This is a genomic window from Pinisolibacter aquiterrae, from assembly GCF_019160155.1.
In the GTDB taxonomy this organism is placed as follows: Bacteria; Pseudomonadota; Alphaproteobacteria; order Rhizobiales; family Ancalomicrobiaceae; genus Pinisolibacter; species Pinisolibacter aquiterrae.
Genome location: NZ_JAFNIH010000041.1, coordinates 355,750 through 375,475, shown reverse-complemented (window position 1 = coordinate 375,475; position 19,726 = coordinate 355,750). Strand labels below are relative to the sequence as shown.

The following is a 19,726-nucleotide window of genomic DNA, read 5'->3' as shown; positions in this document are numbered from 1 at the left end:
TGGCCTCACGCCCGGCGCAGGCGCTCCTCGGCGATCCGGACCCAGAGTTCCGCGCCGATCGGCAGGGCCGCGTCGTTGAAGTCGTAACGCGGCGAATGGAGGCCGGGGTTGGCGCCCTCGCGGCCCTGGCCGACCCAGACGTAGGCGCCGGGCTTCTTCTGGAGCATGAAGGCGAAGTCCTCCGCGCCCATGCTCGGCTCGATCTCCTCCTCGAGGATCAGCTTCGGCGCCATGGTCCGCACCACGCCCTGGACGAAGCGGGCCTCGCCGGCGTCGTTGATGGTGGCGGGGTAGCGGCGCTGATAGTCGATCGTCGCCTCGCAGCCCATCGCCTCGGCGATGCCGTGGACGATCGCCTTCAGCCGCGTCTCGATGAGATCGCCGATCGCCGGATCGAACCAGCGCACGGTGCCGCTCATGCGGCAGGCGTCGGGAATGACGTTCCAGGCGTCGCCGCCGTGGACGGTCGTCACCGAGACCACGGCCGAGGACATCGGCGAGACGTTGCGCGAGGCGATGGTCTGGAGCGCCGAGCCGATCTGGAAGACGGCGGCGACCGGGTCGGCGCCCTGATGCGGCATGGCGCCGTGGGCGCCGCGCCCCTTCACCTCGATCTCGAAGATGCCGAAGGCCGCCATCATCGCCCCGGTCGTCAGACCGGCGCGGCCGAGCGGCAGCGCCGGCCAATTGTGCATGCCGAAGATCGCCTCCATGGGGAAGTCGCGGAAGAGCCCGTCGGCGACCATGCGCTCGGCGCCGCCCTCGTTCTCCTCGGCCGGCTGGAACACGAAATGCACGGTGCCGTCGAGGGTCGTCGACTGCGACAGCCGGCGGGCGGCGGCGAGCAGCATCGCGGTGTGGCCGTCGTGGCCGCAGGCGTGCATGCGGCCGACGTTCCTGGAGGCGTAGGCGAGGCCGGTCGCCTCGTGGATGGCGAGGGCGTCCATGTCGGCGCGCAGGCCGACGGCGCGGGAGGAGGAGCCGCGCGAGAGGGTCGCGACGACGCCGGTGCCGCCGAGCCCGGTCGAGACCTTCAGACCGAAGGAGGCGAGCCGCTCGGCGACGAAGGCGGAGGTGCGGTGCTCCTGGAAGGCGAGCTCGGGCATGGCGTGCAGCTCACGCCGCCAGGCGACCGCCTCGTCGATTTCCTCGCAGGAGAAGAGAGTGGGTACGGCGTTCATCGGGCCCTCCGTGGGCGCAGGCAAGGGCGGGATCAGTCGGCGGTCTTCATCCGGTAGCGGAAGTCGCAGCGCTTCGCCCCGCTCATGATGGTCTCGGTGCGGGTCAACTCCATCGCCGGATTGTAGCCGGTGCAGAATTCGCCGTCGCGATTGCAGGAGAGGAGATGGCCGATCTCGCCCAGTCCCATCTCGCGATACATCTCCGCGTAACGGCAGCGGACGACGTCGAATTCGAGCCGGTCGGGGGCGGCGTGACGCACCTCGATCGCCAGCGAATCGTTGGCCGTCCAGTTGGGCAGGATGTCGGCGAAGTCGGCGAGATCGGGATCGCGGCCGAGCTCGGCGCGGAACTTCGCCCCTTGCGCCACCGCCGAACGGGAGACGGCGGCGTCCAGCGTCGCCTTCGCCACCGCCTCGCCGTGGCTCTCCACCAGCACGTCGTAGACGTGTTTCAGGATTTCCGCCTCGATGCGGCGGCGTTCGATGATCGGCTGGGTCATGACCGTTCCTCAGACCGTGTGGACGTGGCCGCCGAGATAGGCCTCGACGATACGGGGATCGCCGGCGAGGTCGACGGCGCGGCCTTCGAGGGCGATGCGGCCGCTCTCCATCACCGCCGCGCGGTCGGCGATGCGGAGCGCCGCCTTGGCGTTCTGCTCGACGATCAGGATCGACAGGCCCTCGTCGCGGATCTGCGACACCAGATCGAAGATGCCCTTGACGAATTTGGGCGCGAGGCCGAGCGAGGGTTCGTCGAGAAGCAGGATCGAGGGCTTGGCCATCAGCGCGCGGGCGATGCACAGCATCTGCTGCTCGCCGCCGGAGAGCGAGCCGGCGATCTGGCTCATGCGCTCGCCGAGCTTGGGGAAGAGCACGAGGATCCGCTCGAGTTCGGAGAGCCCGTGCGCGCCGCCGCCGATCACCAGATTTTCCCGGACCGACATGGAGGAGAAGATCTGCCGGCCCTCGGGCGCCTGGAGGAGGCCGCGCGCGACGATCTCGTGGCTCTTCAGCTTGGAGATGTCCTCGCCCTTGAAGCGGATGGTGCCGGCTTTCGGCTTGTAGATGCCGGAAATCGCCCGCATCAGGGTCGTCTTGCCGACGCCGTTGGAGCCGAGCACCGCGACGATGCCGCGTTCGGCGACGTCGAGGTCGACCCCGTGCAGGATCTCCTGGACGCCCATGGTGACGGTGAGGCCGCGAATTTCGAGAAGACTCATTCGTCGACCCCCAGATAGGCTTCGAGCACCGCCGGATCGGCGCGGACGACCGCCGGTTCGGCGTCGGCGATCTTGCGGCCGGAGGCGAGCACCACGACGCGCGAGCAGATGCCCATGACGAGGTTCATGTCGTGCTCCACCAGCATCACGGCGAGACCATCGTCGTTGAGCGTGCGGATGAAGCGGGCGAGTTCGGCGGTCTCGCTGTCGTTGAGGCCGGCGGCGGGTTCGTCGAGGATCAGGAGATCCGGCCTCATCGCCAGAGCGCGGGCGATCTCGAGATATTTCCGCTTGCCGTAGGAGAGGTTGGCGGCCAACTCCTCCGACTGTTCGGCGAGGCCGACACGCTCCAGCGCCTCCCAGGTGCGCGCCGAGATGGCGTCGGAGCGCCCCCGCCGGCCGAAGACGGCGGCGAAGGCCGATTGACCCATGGCGCCGACCGACCCGACCGAGACGTTGTCGAAGACCGACATGTTCGGGAAGACGCGCAGGTTCTGGAAGGTGCGCGACATGCCGCGCGCCGCGATCACGTGGGGCTTCGATCCGTCGATCGCCGCGCCCTTGAAGCGCACCGCGCCGGAGGTGAGCGCCGTGAAGCCGGAGATGAGGTTGAAGAGCGTGGTCTTGCCGGCCCCGTTGGGGCCGATCAGGCCGACCAGCTCGCCCGCCTCGACCCGGGTGGTGACGTCGTCGACCGCGACCAGTCCGCCGAAGCGACGGGTGACGTTTTCGATCTCGAGCAGGCTCATCTCCAACCGACCTCCCGCTCGGACGGGGCCGCGCCCCATTTCACGCCGAGATTGCGGCGGACGAAGGCGAGCGCGGAGACCTCGCCGAAGAGCCCCTTGGGCAGGAACAGGATCGAGACGAACATCACCAGACCGACCATCACGTTGCGGAGATCGCCGAGCCCCCGCAGCACCTCCGGCAGGAGGATCAGGAGGACGGCGCCGACGATCGCGCCGGGCAGCGAGCCGAGGCCGCCGACCACCACCATCGCCAGGATCAGGATCGAGTTGGAGAAGTTGAAGTCGCCGGGCGAGACGTAGCCGGTCGTATAGGCCCAGAGCGCCCCGGCGAGCCCCGCGAAGAAGGCGGAGAGGGTGAAGACCTCGATCTTCAGCCGCACCGTGTCGATGCCCATGGCGTCGGCGCACTGATCGTCCTCGCGCAGCGAGCGCAACGCATTGCCGTAATAGGAATGGCTGAGGCGATGCAGCACCCAGATCGACGCCACGACCACCACCGCGACCACGAAATAGACCGCGAGCGGACCCTTCACCGCGAAGCCGAAGAGCTTGATGCCGGAGAACAGCATCACCCCGTTCGGGCCCTTGGTGACGGCGACCCAGTTGAGGAGGACGGTGTTGATCATCTGCCCGATGGCGAGCGTCGCCACCGCGAAATAGATCGAGACGAGCCGCATGGTCGGCAGCGCCACCACCAGGGCGAAGAGGGCGGCGACCAGTCCGGCGGCCGGCAGGCCCCACAGGAAGCCGAGCTTCAGGTCGGTGCCCATCAGCGCCGCGACATAGGCGCCGATGCCGTAGAAGGCGGCATGACCCAGGTGCAGGAGGCCCGCGACGCCGGTGACGAGGTGCAGCGACACCGCCAGCAGCGAGAAGATCAGCACCAGATTGGCGACCTGGAAGAAATAGCCCTTGCCGAACTGCGCCAGCGTGAAGGGAGCCACGGCGAAGACGAGGACGAGGAGCAGGACGGGCACGACCCATCCCTTGCGAGTGATCTCAGACACGTTCCCTCCCCGCCCCGAAGAGGCCCTGCGGAAAGAAGATCAGGGTGACGATGAGGAAGCCGTAGGCGACCATGTCGGCCCAGTTCGACGAGATGAAGGTGGTGGCGAGCCCTTCCGAGAGGCCGAGCAGCAGAGCGCAGATCACCGCGCCGGGGATCGAGGAGAGCCCCCCCATCACCATCGCGACGAAGGCCTTGATGCCGGGCACGAAGCCCATCGCCGGGAAGATCGCGCCGTAATAGAGCCCGACCAGGATGCCGGCGCCGGCGCCCATCATCGAGCCGATGGCGAAGGTGGTGACGATCGTGCGGTCGGTGTCGATGCCGACGTATTTGGCGCCGAGCGGATTGGCCGAGACCGCGCGGATCGACAGGCCGACGCGGGTCTTGGTCAGCAGATACTGGAGCCCGCCCAGCATCAGCGCCGCCACCACGAAGATGATGACGTCGCCGGTGACGATGGTGACCGGGCCGATCGCGATCGGCTTGTTGATCAGATATTCGAAGGGCAGCGTCTGCATCTGCGAGCCGAAGGCGATCTCCAGCCCCTCGCGGGCGACGATCGAGACGGCGAGCGACGACATCAGCGTCGATTCGCGCATGGCGCGGGACTTCAGCGAGGCCTCGTCGGAGAAGCGGCGGAACGGCTTGAAGGCGATGCGCTCCAACCCGAAGCCGAGCGCCGCGCCCACCGCCAGCACCACGAAGAGCACCACCAGGAACGGCGGCGCGAAGGCGGTGATGAGGAGGAGGCCGGCGAAGGCGCCGACGGTGTAGACCTCGCCATGGGCGAAGTTGACGACGTTGAGAACGCCGAAGATCAGCGTGAAGCCGATCGCCATCAGCGCGTAGATCACGCCCTGTGACAGGCCGATGGCCAATTGCTGAAGATAATAGGGATCGAACACGGCAGCCCCCTTCGTGTCGTGTCGCGAGACGTGGCCGTCGAGCCGTCCCGACGGCGATGGAACGGGGGCGGCGGCGCCGCCCCCGGGATCGGATCGATCACTCGGCGACCGGCGAGAAGACACCGCCGACGACGCGCACCTTGGAGAGCTGCTTCACCGGCTCACGATCGGGACCGAAGGTGGTCACGCCGGTCACGCCGGGGAAGTCCTTGGTGGCGGCGAGCGCGTCGCGGACCGAGGCACGCGTGGTCTTCGGGTAGGTCTTGACGATCGCGTCGAGCATGATGTTGACCGCGTCGAAGGCCTGGGCCGGGAACTGGCCGGGCTCGGCGCCGCGCGCCTTGACCCAGGCCTCGACGAAGCTCTTCACCTCGGGCTTCGGGCTGTTGGGCAGGAAGTTGGTGGTCAGCGACAGGCCTTCCGCGTCGGGGCCGGCGAGCTCGATGAGCTTCTGGTTGTGCGCCGCCGAGGTCGAGAAGACCGGCACGGCGTAGCCGAGCTGCTTCATCTGCTTGAGGAAGTTGGCGCCGTCCTCGTAGAAGAAGCCGGTGTAGATCGCGTCGGGCTTGGCGCGCTCGATCTTGGCGAGGAGCGAGCGGAAGTCCGGGGTGCCGCGGTTGAAGTACTCGGTCATGACGACGGTGCCGCCCTTGGCGGTCAGTTCGTCGGAGAAGTACTTGGTGACGGACTGGCCCCAGTCGGTCTGTTCGGCGATCACCGCGACCTTCTTCAGACCCTTCGACACCATCCAGTCGGCGTTGTAGGGACCTTCACCGGCCTGAGTGGTGATGTTGCGGAACTGCCATTCCGAGATCTTGGCGTAGTCGGGATGGGAAGCGGTCTGGGAGAGCTGGGGCATGCCCGCCTCCTTGTAGACCTGGGCGGCGGCCATCGAAACGCCCGACGTGAAGTCGCCGAGGACGCCGACGATCTTCTCGTCGTCGACGAACTTGCGGGCGATCGCCACACCTTCCTTGGCGTCCGAGCGGCTGTCCTCGTAGACGATCTCGACCTTGACCGGCAGCTTGCCGGAGGCGTTGAAACGGTCGAGGGCGATCTCGGCGGCGGTCTTGAAGTCCTGGCCGTACTGGGCGGTGTTGCCGGTCAGCGGCAGCTGGTAGCCGATCTTGATCGGGTCGGCGGCGAAGGCGGTGCCGACGAAGGAAAGCGGGGCGACGAGGGCGATCCCGACGAGGGTCCTGCGAGTGACGGTCATGGTCTTTCTCCGCGAAAGGCCCGGGGGCCGAGGTGAGGAACGAACGAAAAAGGGATGCGATCAGGCGGCTTCGCCGGGCTCGACGATCAGGCGGCAACAGCCTTCCTCACCCGGCTTCCAGGTCTCGCCCTTGAAGACGAACCCGGCCGCCTTGAAGAGGCCGCCGTCGATGGCGCCGCCGGCCTTGCACAGGAGTTCGAGATCTTCTTCCGAACGGCCCATCCGCGTCCAGGCGTCCTTGAGCGGACACTTGTGGAACTTGATCTCGAGGCGCTCGTCGTCGCACTGGCGGATCTCCGGCGCGAAGATCACCTCGACGGCCGGAATGCCGGAGATGAAGCGCTCCTTCAGGGCGACGAGATTCGAGGGACCGAGATCGGCGAATTTCGCGCCCATGGCCACGCCCATGCGGCGGGTCGCCTCGCCGACCAGCTCGACCGCCTTGTCGGTGCCGAAGGCGTCGCGCAGCACGTCGAACATGTTGGCGTAGGCCGCGGCGCGCATGTCGAAGGCCCCCTGGAGCCATTCGATGGGAACCATGCGGCCCGACGGGCTGGTCTCGGTCATGGAAGTCGCTTCCTTCTGTTCTCGGGGTCGAACGGCGCAGGCCGGCGTCATGCCGGCTCGCGGGAATCCTTGAATCGGTACCAGGCCAACATCGCCGGAGCGACGAGCGTGGCGACGGCGTGGAGCGGATAGGGCCGCACCGGGGTGACCGGCACCGGCAGATCCTTGGGGTCGGCCCCGTCGAGGGCATCGGCGAAGACCGGACCCAGCGCCGTCGACAGGGCGACGCCGCGCCCGTTGCAGGCGGCCCAGGTCCACAGACCCTCGTCGACGCGGTGGAAGCGCGGCATGCGATCGGCGGTCATGCCGATGCGGCCGTTCCAGACGAAATCGAAGGTCGGAACCCCCATCTGCGGGAAGATCTTCGCGAGCCGCTCGCCGACCAGCGCCTTCAGGCGCCGCGCCCCGTCGAAGGGCAGGATCAGGGCGCCGCCGGTCACCAGACGACCGCGCGCGTCCCAGCGGAAGAAGCGCAGATCGCCATGGGTGTCGGAGAGCGCCTGACGACCCGGCAGAACGCTCGCGCGGACCGCGTCCGATTGCGGCGCCGTCGCCATCTGCCAGGAGAGGACCGGGATCAGCGAATGGGCGATGCGCGGCGCGAGACCGGGGGTGAAGGCATCGGTATAGCCGTTGGAGGCGAGCAGCACGCGGTCGGCGGCGACGCGGCCGGTGGGTGTCGTCACCACCCACCCGGCCGAGGTCTTCTCGAGCGACCGGGCCGGGGTGCCCTCGTAGAGGCGCACGCCGGCGGCGAGCCCCGCATCGGCGAGGCCACGGGCGAAGGCGAGCGGATTGACGTGGCCGCCGGAGGTGTTGAGCATGCCGCCGTACCAGTCGGTCGAGCCGATCAGGGCGGCGGTCTCGGCGCGATCGAGCAGGCGCACCGGGGCGCCGCGCCGGGCCCAGGCCTCGACGCGGGCGGCGGAGAGCTTCACGCGGCCGGGCGAATGGGCCGGCTGGAACCAGCCGGTCTGTTCGGCCTCGCAGGCGATGGCGTGGCGGCGGACGAGGTCGAAGAGATTGCCGGCGCTGTCGGCGACGAGCTGGGCGAAACGTTCGCCGGTCTCACCGTGGGTCCGCGCCATGGTGTCGGGTTCGGCGCCGGTCATGGTCGGGATGACCTGACCGTTGTTGCGACCGGAGGCGCCCCAGCCGACGGCTGCCGCCTCGACCACCACCACGGAGCGGCCGCGTTCGGCGAGCGCCAGGGCGGTGGAGAGGCCGGTGAAACCCGCGCCGACGATCGCCACGTCGGCCCGCACCTCACCCGCGAGCGGCGCCGTCGCGGCGCGGGCGGGCGTCACCCCGGCCCAGAGCGACGGCGGAAAGGACGGCGGGGTCGAGGCGTTCATCGGTTCGGGCTCCCGAGCAGCGAATGGAGGATCAAGCCGCCACCGCGTCGATTTCCAGGCAGCCGTCGAAGAAGTCGACCGCGGCGCGCGCGTGCAGCTTGGTCGAGTCGAATACAGGAAGAACCGAATCCTTCTCCTCGATCAATAGTCCAATTTCGGTACAGCCGAGGATCACGCAATCGGCTCCCTGTGTCTTCGCATATTCGATGATGTCGATGTAACTCTTGCGCGAGGTTTCCTTGACGATCCCGCAGCAGAGTTCATCGAAGATGATGTCGTGGACGACGGTGCGATCCTGCGCCTCCGGCACCATCGCGTCGAGCCCGAAACGTTCGCGGAGGCGATCACGATAGAAACTCTGTTCCATCGTGTAGCGGGTCGCGAGCAACAACGGCTTCTTCATGCCGGCGGCGACCAGATCGCGGCCGACCACGTCGACGATGTGGATCAACGGCACGCCGGTGTTGCGGGCGACGTGATCGGCGACGAGATGCATGGTGTTGGTGCAGATCAGGAGGCAGCCGGCACCGGCGCCGGCGAGACCTCGTCCGACCTCGGCCAGACGTTCCTCGGCGAGATCCCATCGTCCCGCCTTCTGCATCGTGACGATTTCGTCGAAATTGACCGAGTGCATCAGAATGTCGGCCGAGACCAGGCCGCCATGGCGCAGTCGAACCAACTCGTTGATCTCGCGATAATAGGTCGCGGTGCTTTCCCAGCTCATGCCGCCGATCAGGCCGATGGTGCGAGACACGCGTCTTCTCCGTTTTTGAACCTTTCGAAGACGGTAGAACGATCGGCGCGAAATGGATGCGCGTTGTTTGCACCTTTTTCCATCATTCACACAAATTCATCGCGTGATATACATCTTTGGCGCGATGGAATCGCGCAATCTCATTTGACCATGCAAAGGCTGCGCGTCATGCTGGATGTTCGCGACAAACGCATTCTCGAAGCCCTCCAGGAGGACGCCGGCGTGGCGGTCGCCGATCTCGCCGACACGATCGGTCTGTCGGTGTCGGCGTGCTGGCGGCGGATCAAGGCGCTGGAGGATCACGGGATGATCGCGCGGCGGGTCGTTCTGCTCGACCGGCGCAAGAGCAACGTGGCGACGACGGTCTTCGTCGGCGTGCGCACGTCGCGCCATTCGATCGAATGGCTGGAGGCGTTCCGCAAGGCGATCTCGGACATTCCCGAGATCGTCGAGGCCTATCGGCTGACCGGCGAGATGGACTATCTGCTGCGGCTGGTGGTGCCCAACGTCGACATCTACGACGCCGTCTACAAGCAGCTGATCAGCCGGCTCGACTTCACCGACATCACCTCCTTCATCTCGATGGAGGAGCTGAAGTTCACCACCGCCGTACCGCTGCGCTACGCGTGAGCCGGTGGGGTGGCGAGGAACCGTCGCGGTGTCGCGACGGTTCGTTTCGTCGGACCCTCGTCAGCGCGGCGGGAAACCGTTGCGGCCGGGGAAGTCGGGGGCGAGGCGGCGGGCGTTGGGCATCTTCAGCCACAGGCGATAGAGCAGACGCCGGCGGGTCGGATCCTCGTCGTCCTCGAAGCCGGTGCGCGAATGGAGCACGGCGTAGTTGTTGGCGAACTGCATGTCGCCCGGCTCGAGCATCATGTCGAGGCGCAGGCGCGGATCGTGGATGATCGAATCGAAGAGATCGAGCGCCTCGGTCTCCACCCGCGAGATCGGCAGACCGCGCAGCTCCTGACCCAGCTCGATATATTGCCGCAGGTAGCGACAGCTCAGCTTGCCCTCGTGGTAGCTGAAGATCGGCGAGAGGCTCGGCAGGTCCTCGCCGAGGTGATCGAAATAGAGCGGGCGGTAGAACAATCCGAGGAATTCGGGGTGATGGGCGACGATCTCGTTGTAGATCGCGCCGGCGGCGACGAGGCTGCTCAAGCCCCCCGACTTGGCCTTGCGGATGCAGAGCAGGCCGACCACGTCGGAGAGGTCGGTGTGATAGGGCAGATAGGCGTTGGTCTCGTAGACGCGGGTGCGCTTGTCGGCGAGATCGCCGACGTTGGCGACGCGGCCGAGGAGATCGCCGGCGGGGTTCTGAAGAACGGGCGTGCCGAGATGCAGGCCGAGCCCGTAATAGAGCAGGGTCATGTCCACCTCGCCGTAGCGATCGGCCGGCAGACCGCGCAGGACCAGGAAGCCGCGACCGTTCTCCAATTCGTCGGCGAAGGCGGCGAGCGTGTCTTCACAGCCGTCGAGCGGGAAGTCCGCCCGGGTGAACTGACCGAGCCCGAGCCCGCGCCGCTTCACGCCCTGCAGGGCACCATCGAGCGCCGTCAGCAATCGCTCGGACAGGGGCGAGATCCAATCGGTGGACGTGGCCAATTCGCTGCCCTTCCAGGCGGCCGGTCCGGTGATCTTCTCGCGCAGGACGACTGACATGAACACTCTCTCCATGGGTTGGGGGGGCCGGCCGGCGCAACGCGGTGCCGGGCGCCCGAACGACCGGACACGGCCTGTGCCGAAGAGTGTTGATGCAGAAGTTTTACAATGCTAATCCGAAAATCTCTGACAGAACATAAGCAGCGCTTATGACGAAACTCGATCTCAATCTGTTGCTGGTCTTCGAAGCCTTGATGACCGAGCAGAACGTGAGCCGGGCGGCACAGCGCCTCGGCCGCTCCCAGCCGGCGGTCAGCCAATCGCTGGCGCGGCTGCGCGACTGGTTCGCCGATGCGCTCTTCGTTCGCGCGCCGCAGGGGCTCGCGCCGACGCCGCGCGCGCGCCAGGTCTGGGCGGAATGTCAGGAGCCTCTCAACCGCCTGCGCGAGACCTTCGACCAGCGCCGCTTCGATCCGCGCGCCTCGCGCCTGAAGATGACCTTCGGCGCGGCGGAGGACGTGGAATTCGTGTTGCTGCCCGGCATCATGGAGGCGCTCGGCCGGGACCTCTACGACGCCAGTTTCGACGTGCAGCCGACCGACTGGCAATCGGTCACCGACGACCTCTTCCGCGGCCGATGCGACGTCGCCTTCACCATTTCCGGCGCGGTGCCGAACGGGATCTGCAAGGAGACACTGATCAAGGCGGGGTTCTCCTGCCTCTACGATCCGGCGCGGGTCACGCCCACGACGCCGCACGAGCAATGGTACGTCGACGCCGAGCACCTCGTCGTGACCTTCTCCGACGGGCGGCCGACCTTCATCGCCGACTATTTCGAGAACGCTCAGCGGCTGCGCCGGTGCCGGATCTCGACGCGCGCCATTCTGGCGACGCCGCATTACGTGCAGGGGTCACATCTGGTGGCGACCATGCCGACGCCGCTCGCCCAGCTCTTCGTCCGGCTTCATCCGCTGGCGATGGTGCCGCTGCCGATCGACGCCAAGATGATCGACTATTCGATGCTCTGGGTCGAGAAGCGCACCCAGGATCCCGCCTTCCGCTGGGTGCTCGAGCGGATTCGGAGATGGGCGGCGGAGCGAACGGAGCCGGCCTCGTGAGGCGGCGGCTCAATCCTCGGCGAGATTGTCGAGGATCTGCGCCAGGGTCGCGTTGAGGCGGGTGATCTGGGCGTCGCTGAGGCCGACGTAGGAGCGGGCGAAGAGGCGTGCCGTCACCTCCTCCATGCGGTGAATGAGATCGGCGCCGGCGGGCGTCAGCTCGACCTCGGTGACCCGGCCGTCCTCGGCGTGGGTCGAGGTCTCCACCAGGTTCTCCGCCTTCATCCGCGTCATGATGCGGGTCAGCGTCGGCAGTTTGATGATGGCGTGGGTCGAGATCTCCGACAGGCTCGACTTGCCGTGCACCTTCAGAATGAAGAGGACGCGCCAAGTCGGGATGTCCGAGCCGACCTTCTTCAGCGCCTTTTCCATCTGTTGCTGGTAGGTGCCTTGGACGCGGGCCAACCAATAGAACGGGAAATCGAGGTAGCTGAACTCGTCCTCGGAGGGGATGTAGCGCCGCAGTCTCTTCGTCACCACCATCGCGTCGTCCCGTCTACCCCTGTCGCGCCCGCGACGGGGCGCCCGCCCGGAGGGGCGAACCATCGCTCCGGGCGCGCTTCAACAATCATCTCGAGACGTCCGGGGCAAGATCCACTTTCGCGCGATCCTCTCGGGAGGGGCGCCGCGGATCTCCCCGGTCTCGGGCTCACCAGCTCGGGCCGCGCTCGGCGTGCATCTTGCGCAGCATGGCGTGGAAGAACTTCTGGGCGAAGTCGTCCTCGCGGATCAGCATGGCGGTGAGATCGGCGCAGCGGGCGCGCACCGCGTCGGGCAGCACCGTGTCCTCGCCGCCCATGGAATCCGCCAGCGACTGGATCTCGGCGGCGCGCTGCACGGTCCACAGAAGGAAGAAGGTCTTGGCGACCGTACTCTCGCCGACGGCGATGCCGTGATTGCGCAGAACCAGGATGTGCTTGTCGCCGAGGCTCGCCAGCATGCGCTCCTTCTCGTCGGCGAAGAGGGTGATGCCCTCGAAGGTGTGATAGCCGATGCGGCCGAACAGCTGGGCGCCGTAGAAGTCGTCGTGGGTGAAGCCGCGCTTCTTCTGGACCACCGCCGAGATCGGCGTGGTGTGGGTGTGGACGACGCAGTGAATGTCCTCGCGGGCGCCGTGGATCGCCGAATGGAGGGCGAAGCCGGCGGGATTGGCGTCGTAATCGGAGGGCTCGACCTTGCGGCCGTCGAGGCCGACCTTGAGGAGGTTCTCCGGGGTCACCTCGTCGTAGTTGAGCCCGAAGGGATTGACGAGATAGTGCTCGCTCGGGCCGGGCAGGCGCGCCGAGATGTGGTTGAAGATGGTCTCGGTCCAGCCGAACCAGTCGACCAGATGATAGAACTCGGCCAATTCGCAGCGCAGCGCCCATTCGGCTTCGGAGACGGGCCGGGGCTTCGGCATCGGGGTGACGGGAGCGTTCATGCGACGTCCTTTCGCGGCGAGGGTCCGTCGGCTTCGGCGCGCGACTTGGCGGCGCGGAACCGGACCAGATCGAGGATGGTGCGGGTGCGGGGCATGGCGAGCCCCTTGAGTTCGGCCAGTTCGGCGACGGCGTCGCCGATGGCGGCGAGTTCGAGCGGCAGGCCCTTTTCGTAGTCCTGGAGCATGGAGGTGCGGATGTCGCCCATGCTCGCCCCCATCGCCAGGAAGGCGTCGGGGTCGAGATCCATGCGGGCGCCGTGGGCGGCGGCGGTGACGAGCGCCTCGTCGAGCAACTGGCGGGCGACGTGGCTCAGCGTCGGATCGGTGTAGATCTCGCGCAAGGTCGCGCCGGTCAGCACCGAGAGCGGATTGGAGGTGATGTTGCCGATCACCTTGGTCCACAGCGGATCGCGGATGCGGGCGCTGACCTCGGTGGCGATGCCCGCCGAGCGCAGCACGGCGGCGAGCGCCTCGACGCGGTCGGTGACGGTGTGATCGATCTCGCCGACGACCATGCGCAAGGGATTGGTGGAGCGCGCGACGCCGGGGCCGAGGCGCTCGGCGGTGACGTAGGTGACCGCGCCGATGATGCGGTCGAGCGGCATCTCGGCCTTGAGCCGGCCGCCGGGATCGACGGCCTCGACGGCGCTGCCGGCATGGCGCCCGGGGACGCCCTCGAAGTACCACCAGGGAATGCCGTTGACGACCGGGACGACCAGCGTCCCCTCCCCCACCACCGGCAGGACGGCGCGGGCGAGGGTGGCGTGATCGGTCGCCTTGGCGCAGATCAGAACCGCGTCCTGCGGCCCCAGTTCGTCGGCCGATCCGGCGGCGACGCGGGCGTGATGCGTGCCCTCGCGATCGGTGAGTGTGAGGCCGTCGGCCTCGATGGCGGCGCGGGTCGCGCCGCGCGCGACCACGCTCACGTCATGGCCGGCGACCGCGAGGCGGGTCGCCAGCGTGGTTCCGATGGCTCCGGCGCCCGCGATGCAGACGCGCCATCGTCCGTCTCGATCGGCCGTCGCGGTCATGCGGTCAGCATCTCCTGATGGCGCGAGGTCTTGCCGAGATAGGCGGCGACGATCCGCGGATCGTCGGCGAGTTCGGCGGCCGGGCCCTCCATCGCCACGCGGCCCAGTTCGAGCACATAGGCGTGGTCGGCGACCTTGAGGGCGGCGCGGGCGTTCTGCTCCACCAGGAGGATCGAGACGCCGGTGCGCTTCAGTTCGGCGATGATCTGGAAGACGTCGCGCACCACCAGCGGCGCGAGACCGAGGCTCGGCTCGTCGAGCATCAGGAGGCGCGGCTTGCCCATCAGGGCGCGGCCGAGCGCCAGCATCTGCCGTTCGCCGCCGGAGAGCGTGCCGGCGAGCTGGCGATGACGTTCCCACAGGCGCGGGAAGCGGCCGTAGACGTCGCGCAGCGTCTCGTCGGCGTCGTAATGAGGGTCGCGATGGCGGCGGAAACCGCCGAGCACCAGATTGTCCTCGACCGTCATGGTGGCGAAGAGGGCGCGCTGTTCCGGCACCAGGGCGATGCCGGCGGCGATCATCCGAGCGATGGTCGGCGACGAGGTCTCCACCCCGTCGACGGTGATGGCGCCGCGCGAGGGCAGGATCCCCATCAGGGCCGAGAGGAGCGTGGTCTTGCCGGCGCCGTTGGGGCCGATCACCGTGGCGATGTGGCCCTCGGGCACGTCGAGGGAGATCCCGGAGACCGCCTCGATCGGGCCGTAGGAGACCGAGAGATCGCGGACCGAGAGGAGCGGCGGCGTGGTCGGAGCGAGCGCGGTCATTCGACGCCTCCCAGATAGGCCTCGAGAACGGCCGGGTTCGACTGGATCTCGGCCGGAAGGCCCTCGGCGATCTGGCGGCCGAAGTCGACGACGAGGACGCGGTCGGCCAGTTCCATGACGAAGTCCATGTCGTGTTCGACGAGGACGATCGCCATGCCTTCCGCGCGCAGCCGTCCGAGCAGTTCGGCGAGCGCCTCCTTCTCCCGGAAGCGCAGGCCGGCGGCCGGCTCGTCGAGGAGCAACAGGCAGGGATCGGAGGCGAGCGCGCGGGCGATCTCGAGGATGCGCTGCTGGCCGAGGGCGAGGCTGCCGGCCTCGGCGGCGGCATATTCGCCGAGACCGACGCGGGTCAGCTGACGTTCCGCCTCGGCGAGGAGCGAGGCCTCCTCGGCGCGATCGAGGCGCAACATGGCGGCGGCGATGCCGTCGCTGCCGCGCAGATGGGCGCCGAGGGCGACGTTCTCGAGCGCGCTCATGGTGGGCAACAGCTTGACGTGTTGGAAGGTGCGGGCGAGGCCGTCCTTGGCCACCTCGCGCGAGGGGAGACCGTCGATGCGTCGATCGCGGAAGACGATCTCACCGGAAGTGGGAGCGTCGACGCAGGAGAGCTGATTGAAGAGCGTGCTCTTGCCGGCGCCGTTGGGACCGATCACCGCGAGGATCTCGCCGGCGGCGACCGAGAAGCTCAGGTCGTCGTTGGCGACGAGACCGCCGAAGCGACGGGTGACGCCGCGCGCCTCGAGGATGGTGGTGCCGCGCGGCGGCATCGGACAGCGCGGCAGCGGCTCGACGGCGGCGAGATCGGCGCCGGCCGGGGCGATCGAGACGCGCGGCAGGCGAGCGCGGACGGCCTCGACGAGGCGTCCGGTCAGACCCGACGACATCTCGCGCATCACCACGACGATCAGGAGACCGAAGACGATCTGCTCGAAGTTGCCGACGCGTCCGAGGAGATGGGGCAGCAGATCCTGCAGCCATTCCTTGAGCATGACGACGGTGGCGGCGCCGACGACCGCGCCCCAGACCTGACCGACACCGCCGATCAGCGCCATGAACATGTAGTCGATACCGGCCTGCAGGCTGAAGGGCGCGGGGGCGACGAAGCGCTGGGTGTGGGCATAGAGCCAACCGGCGATCGAGGCGAAGACGGCGGCGGTGAGGAAGGCCGTCATCTTGGCGCGGAACGTGTCGACGCCCATGGATTCGGCCATGATCTGGCCGCCGCGCAGGGCGCGGATGGCGCGGCCGGGGCGGGAATCGAGCAGGTTGAGGGTGACGATCACCGCGACGATCACGACGCCCCAGATCAGCCGGAAGAGCTCCTCGCCGCGATCGAGCGTGATGCCGAAGAGGCTGAGGGCCGGGATCCCGGAGATGCCGGTGTGACCGCCGAAGGCCTCGATCGTGCCGAAGAGATAATAGAGCGACAGGCCCCAGGCGATCGTGCCGAGCGGCAGATAATGGCCGGAGAGACGCAGGGTGATCGCGCCGAGGATGCCGGCGACGCTCAGCGTGATGACGAGGCCCAGCACCAAGCCGGCGATCGGTGAACCGGCGAAGAAGGAGAGGCCGAACGGCAGATCGGCGGGCTGGAACGTCGCCATCACGGCGGCGGAATAGGCGCCGATGCCGACGAAGGCGGCCTGGCCGAAGCTGGTCATGCCGCCGACCCCGGTCAGGAGCACCAGGCCGAGGGTGACCAGGGCGGCGATGCCGATGTTGTCGGCCAGCGTCACCTGATAGTCGGTGAGGACGAGCGGCAGAAGGGCGACGATCGGGATCGCGGCCACCACCGACCATCGGGCGGGCGCGCGCAGGAAGGTGCGGGCGCGGTGAGGCAGGGCGAGCGGGCTCATTCTTCGTCCTCGACGCGGGTGTGGGCGAGCGAACGCCAGACGAGCACGGGCAGGAGGAGAGTGAAGACGATCACCTCCTTGTAGCTCGACGCCCAGAAGGTGGAGAAGGCTTCGGCCTGCCCGATGAAGAGCGCTCCGAGCGCCGCCACGGGGAAGCTGGTCAGACCGCCGATGATGGCGCCGACGAAGCCCTTCAGCGAGATGATGAAGCCGCTGTCGTAGTAGATCGTGGTGATCGGGGCGATCAGGATGCCGGAGAGGACGCCGATCGCAGCGGCGAGGGTGAAGGAGGCGCGGCCGGCGAGATCGGGCGAGATGCCGACCAGTTCGGCGCCGAGCCGGTTGACGGCCGTCGCCTGGAGGGCGCGGCCGTAGAGGGTCTTGCCGAAGAAGACCCAGAGGCCGCCCATCAGGGCGAGCGTGGCGGCGATCACCCAGAGCGTCTGGCTGGCGATCATCGCCGGGCCGATCTCGAAGAAGGCGTCCGAGAAGGGCTCGGTCTTGCCGCCCTCGGGGCCGAACATCAGAAGGCCGGTGCCGACCAGGGCGACGTGGACGGCGATCGAGACGATCAGCAGCACCAGCGAATGGGCGGCGGCGATCGCCTGGAAGAAGACGCGGTAGAGCAGCGGCCCGAGCGGCACCACCAGGGCGATGGTGAGGAGGGCCTGGGCGAACATGCCGATCCGGTCGAGCGGAAGGACCTTGGTGAGCACCAGCGCCAGCGCCGCGACGGCGAGCAGACCGAGCGTTCCGTGCGGCCAGGGTTCGCGCCCCTTGGAGCGCCAGACCTTCGCCGCGTCCATCAGCGTCGCGACGACCGCGAGCGCGAAGACGAGCCAGCCCAGTTGGACCGCGCGGCCGGACTGCATGGCCGCCATGGTGAGGGCGGCGAAGGCGACGAACTCGCCTTGCGGGATGAGGAGAATGCGGGTCACCGAGAAGACCAGCATGATCGACAGGGCGAGCAGGGCATAGACGGCACCGTTGGTGACGCCGTCCTGGCCCAGCAACATGACGATCTGCATGTTCATGGCGGACTTCCTTCCGGAACGACGGGAGGCGGGGCGAGAGGGAGAGCGGCGAACCGCCCTCCCGGTCGCGTCACTTCAGGAGCTTCCACTGGCCGCCGGAGACGGTGATCAGCTCGAGGCCGCGCTGGTCGAAGCCGGAGTGGTCCTCGGGCGAGAGGTTGTAGACGCCCTGGGTGCCGGCCAGTTCCTTGACGCCCTCGAGGGCGGTGCGCAGGGCGGCGCGGAACTCGGGGGTGCCGGGCTTGGCGGTCTTCAGGGCGACCGGGATGACGCTCTGGAGCATCAGGCCGGCGTCGTAGACGTTGGCGCCGAAGGTGGCGGGCTTGGTGCCGTAGGCCTTCTCGTAGGCGGCGACGTAGTCGACGGCGAGCTTCTTGGAGACGTTGGTGTCCGGGATGTCGTCGAGAACCAGCATCAGCGACGCGGCGAGGATGGTGCCCTCGACCTTCTTGCCGCCGAGCTTGAGGAAGTCCGGCAGCGCGGCGCCGTGGGTCTGGTAGATCTTGCCGCGATAGCCCTGGTCGAACAGCGTCGTCTCGGGCAGCACCGAGGACGACCCCGGGGCGGCGATCAGCACCGCGTCGGGACGGGAGGCGGTGACCTTGAGCCCTTGCGCGGTCAGCGAGGTGTCCTGACGCTGGAAGCGCTCGGCGGTGACCACCTTGATGCCCTTGGCGGTGGCGCCTTCGGTGAAGACCTTGAGCCAGTTGTCGCCGTAGGGGTCGGCGGTGCCGATGAAGCCGACCGTCTTGATGCCGGTCTTGACCATGTGCTCGATCAGCTTGTCGGCGACGAGACCGTCGTTCTGGGTGGTCTTGAACACCCACTTCTTCGGCTCGGTCATCGGCAGGATGATCGCGGCGCTGCCGACCGGGGCGAGCATCGGCGTGCCGCTCTCGGCGGCGAAGTTGATCACGCCCATGGCGTTCGGCGTGCCCGACGGACCGATGATGGCGTCGACCTTCTCTTCCGAGATCAGCTTCTTGAAGGCGGTGACGGTGGCGGTCGGGTCGGAGGCGTCGTCGAGGGCGATGTATTCGATCGACTGACCGCCGGCCGACTTCGGCAGCAGCGCGACGCTGTTCTTCTGAGGAATGCCGACGAGCGCGATCGGGCCCGACGACGACGTCACGACGCCGATCTTGACCTGGGCGGCGGCCGGGACGACGGCGAGGGCGCCGAGGAGGAGCGAGAGGGCGAGAGGCTTGGCGATCAAAGGACTTCTCCTCGTATGGTCGTCGGCCGAGCATGACGGGCGGACGAAGGCGGTGGAGTGCGATCGGTCGGCCGAGGCACGGCGGAGAAGCGGACACGGGTCGTCGTCCACCCGCGACGCCGAAGCCTCGCGGGCCTCGAGCCCACAATCGTTTTCACCTGGTACGTCGACCGTACCCCGAACCATCGGGGACGCTTCCTCCCTCGGGAGGACCACGGCTCGGGAGGTCGTTTTCTCTCGATCCGTGATTTCACGGACATCAAACCGCGATCCCCGGACCCCGTCAACAGGAGGAACTGCTTTTCGATGCGAAATTATACGTACCGCGATGCCGCAAATTTCAGCAACAGGGTATTTTTCACGCAATTTGCACCGCAATAATGCGTGGTATCCCTTATGGGGTTACCCTTATAAAACCGTTGTTCCTCAATACTTTGAGAACCGCCATCGCCATCTCGAGAGAGCTTTGTGCGGTGCCCGCGAGTGCCCGGATTCGACTGAAAATTCGTGCAGACGCCCGATTCATCGCTTCCAAGATCATTTGACTAATCAAGTAATTTGGGCCAGCCTCGACAGCGTGGATCGAAGCGACGGCCCGAACGGGGCGTCCGCCCGCGACGGGTTCGAGCCCACGACGACGTTCCTCCGGACGAACCCTTGCGACGCGACGCCTCCGGCGCCGCGACCGGGCGGTCGCGTCCCGACGAACGCCGACCCGGACACGGAGAC

20 protein-coding genes are annotated in these 19,726 nt (G+C 67.7%); 2 read left to right on the top strand and 18 right to left on the bottom strand.

All coding sequences use genetic code 11. The annotated features are described in order from the left end of the window. Positions 1 to 5 precede the first annotated feature (5 nt). The 10 genes from J3S89_RS17235 to J3S89_RS17190 all read right to left on the bottom strand — a co-directional run bounded on the left by J3S89_RS17235 (position 6) and on the right by J3S89_RS17190 (position 8,926). A complete protein-coding gene (locus J3S89_RS17235; protein WP_217929044.1) occupies positions 6 to 1,181 on the bottom strand; it encodes a M20 aminoacylase family protein in 1,176 nt (391 codons plus the stop codon). 32 nt (positions 1,182 to 1,213) lie between these two features. Continuing rightward, positions 1,214 to 1,681 (bottom strand): L-2-amino-thiazoline-4-carboxylic acid hydrolase, encoded by a 468-nt coding sequence (locus tag J3S89_RS17230; RefSeq protein WP_217929043.1) that lies wholly within the window; start codon positions 1,679 to 1,681, stop codon positions 1,214 to 1,216. A gap of 9 nt (positions 1,682 to 1,690) precedes the next feature. Further along, positions 1,691 to 2,401 (bottom strand): ABC transporter ATP-binding protein, encoded by a 711-nt coding sequence (locus J3S89_RS17225; protein ID WP_217929042.1) that lies wholly within the window; start codon positions 2,399 to 2,401, stop codon positions 1,691 to 1,693. Next, positions 2,398 to 3,150 (bottom strand): ABC transporter ATP-binding protein, encoded by a 753-nt coding sequence (locus tag J3S89_RS17220; RefSeq protein WP_217929041.1) that lies wholly within the window; start codon positions 3,148 to 3,150, stop codon positions 2,398 to 2,400. The genes J3S89_RS17225 and J3S89_RS17220 overlap by 4 nt, the downstream gene beginning before the upstream one ends. Beyond that, positions 3,147 to 4,157, bottom strand: a complete 1,011-nt coding sequence (locus tag J3S89_RS17215; RefSeq protein WP_230489173.1) for a branched-chain amino acid ABC transporter permease — start codon at positions 4,155 to 4,157, stop codon at positions 3,147 to 3,149. The genes J3S89_RS17220 and J3S89_RS17215 overlap by 4 nt, the downstream gene beginning before the upstream one ends. Then, a complete protein-coding gene (locus J3S89_RS17210) occupies positions 4,150 to 5,064 on the bottom strand; it encodes a branched-chain amino acid ABC transporter permease (RefSeq protein ID WP_217929040.1) in 915 nt (304 codons plus the stop codon). Before J3S89_RS17210 ends, J3S89_RS17215 begins: the two co-directional genes overlap by 8 nt. A 97-nt stretch (positions 5,065 to 5,161) precedes the next feature. Continuing rightward, positions 5,162 to 6,280, bottom strand: a complete 1,119-nt coding sequence (locus J3S89_RS17205) for an ABC transporter substrate-binding protein (RefSeq protein WP_217929039.1) — start codon at positions 6,278 to 6,280, stop codon at positions 5,162 to 5,164. Positions 6,281 to 6,340: 60 nt separating this feature from the next. Then, complete coding sequence (locus J3S89_RS17200) at positions 6,341 to 6,847, bottom strand: L-2-amino-thiazoline-4-carboxylic acid hydrolase (protein ID WP_230489174.1); 507 nt, start codon at positions 6,845 to 6,847, stop codon at positions 6,341 to 6,343. Positions 6,848 to 6,894: 47 nt separating this feature from the next. Continuing rightward, positions 6,895 to 8,202: an NAD(P)/FAD-dependent oxidoreductase gene (locus J3S89_RS17195; protein ID WP_217929038.1), complete on the bottom strand. Its 1,308-nt coding sequence runs from the start codon at positions 8,200 to 8,202 to the stop codon at positions 6,895 to 6,897. A 31-nt stretch (positions 8,203 to 8,233) separates the two neighbouring features. Beyond that, positions 8,234 to 8,926 carry an aspartate/glutamate racemase family protein gene (locus J3S89_RS17190; RefSeq protein WP_230489205.1) on the bottom strand — a complete coding sequence of 231 codons (693 nt, stop codon included), beginning with the start codon at positions 8,924 to 8,926 and terminating at the stop codon, positions 8,234 to 8,236. A 198-nt stretch (positions 8,927 to 9,124) separates the two neighbouring features. Here J3S89_RS17190 and J3S89_RS17185 point away from each other — a divergent pair, with 198 nt between their 5' ends. Further along, positions 9,125 to 9,586: an Lrp/AsnC family transcriptional regulator gene (locus tag J3S89_RS17185; RefSeq protein WP_217929036.1), complete on the top strand. Its 462-nt coding sequence runs from the start codon at positions 9,125 to 9,127 to the stop codon at positions 9,584 to 9,586. 60 nt (positions 9,587 to 9,646) lie between these two features. On the opposite strand, the gene J3S89_RS17180 is transcribed toward J3S89_RS17185, so the two are convergent. Further along, positions 9,647 to 10,618 carry a TauD/TfdA family dioxygenase gene (locus J3S89_RS17180; RefSeq protein WP_217929035.1) on the bottom strand — a complete coding sequence of 324 codons (972 nt, stop codon included), beginning with the start codon at positions 10,616 to 10,618 and terminating at the stop codon, positions 9,647 to 9,649. A gap of 149 nt (positions 10,619 to 10,767) precedes the next feature. Here J3S89_RS17180 and J3S89_RS17175 point away from each other — a divergent pair, with 149 nt between their 5' ends. Then, positions 10,768 to 11,676: a LysR family transcriptional regulator gene (locus J3S89_RS17175; protein WP_217929034.1), complete on the top strand. Its 909-nt coding sequence runs from the start codon at positions 10,768 to 10,770 to the stop codon at positions 11,674 to 11,676. A gap of 9 nt (positions 11,677 to 11,685) precedes the next feature. Here J3S89_RS17175 and J3S89_RS17170 read toward each other — a convergent pair whose 3' ends face one another. The 7 genes from J3S89_RS17170 to J3S89_RS17140 form a co-directional block, all read right to left on the bottom strand. After that, a complete protein-coding gene (locus J3S89_RS17170; RefSeq protein ID WP_217929033.1) occupies positions 11,686 to 12,159 on the bottom strand; it encodes a MarR family winged helix-turn-helix transcriptional regulator in 474 nt (157 codons plus the stop codon). A 166-nt stretch (positions 12,160 to 12,325) separates the two neighbouring features. After that, entirely contained in the window at positions 12,326 to 13,096 is a 771-nt protein-coding gene (locus J3S89_RS17165) for a class II aldolase/adducin family protein (protein WP_230489176.1), read from the bottom strand. Continuing rightward, positions 13,093 to 14,127 (bottom strand): ketopantoate reductase family protein, encoded by a 1,035-nt coding sequence (locus J3S89_RS17160; RefSeq protein ID WP_217929032.1) that lies wholly within the window; start codon positions 14,125 to 14,127, stop codon positions 13,093 to 13,095. The genes J3S89_RS17165 and J3S89_RS17160 overlap by 4 nt, the downstream gene beginning before the upstream one ends. Next, on the bottom strand, positions 14,124 to 14,891 hold the full coding sequence (locus tag J3S89_RS17155) for an ABC transporter ATP-binding protein (RefSeq protein ID WP_217929030.1): 768 nt from the start codon (positions 14,889 to 14,891) through the stop codon (positions 14,124 to 14,126). Before J3S89_RS17155 ends, J3S89_RS17160 begins: the two co-directional genes overlap by 4 nt. Further along, positions 14,888 to 16,747 carry a branched-chain amino acid ABC transporter ATP-binding protein/permease gene (locus tag J3S89_RS17150; RefSeq protein WP_217929028.1) on the bottom strand — a complete coding sequence of 620 codons (1,860 nt, stop codon included), beginning with the start codon at positions 16,745 to 16,747 and terminating at the stop codon, positions 14,888 to 14,890. The genes J3S89_RS17155 and J3S89_RS17150 overlap by 4 nt, the downstream gene beginning before the upstream one ends. Further along, entirely contained in the window at positions 16,744 to 17,781 is a 1,038-nt protein-coding gene (locus J3S89_RS17145; RefSeq protein ID WP_217929026.1) for a branched-chain amino acid ABC transporter permease, read from the bottom strand. The genes J3S89_RS17150 and J3S89_RS17145 overlap by 4 nt, the downstream gene beginning before the upstream one ends. A gap of 70 nt (positions 17,782 to 17,851) precedes the next feature. After that, positions 17,852 to 18,997 (bottom strand): ABC transporter substrate-binding protein, encoded by a 1,146-nt coding sequence (locus tag J3S89_RS17140; protein WP_230489177.1) that lies wholly within the window; start codon positions 18,995 to 18,997, stop codon positions 17,852 to 17,854. Positions 18,998 to 19,726: the final 729 nt, after the last annotated feature.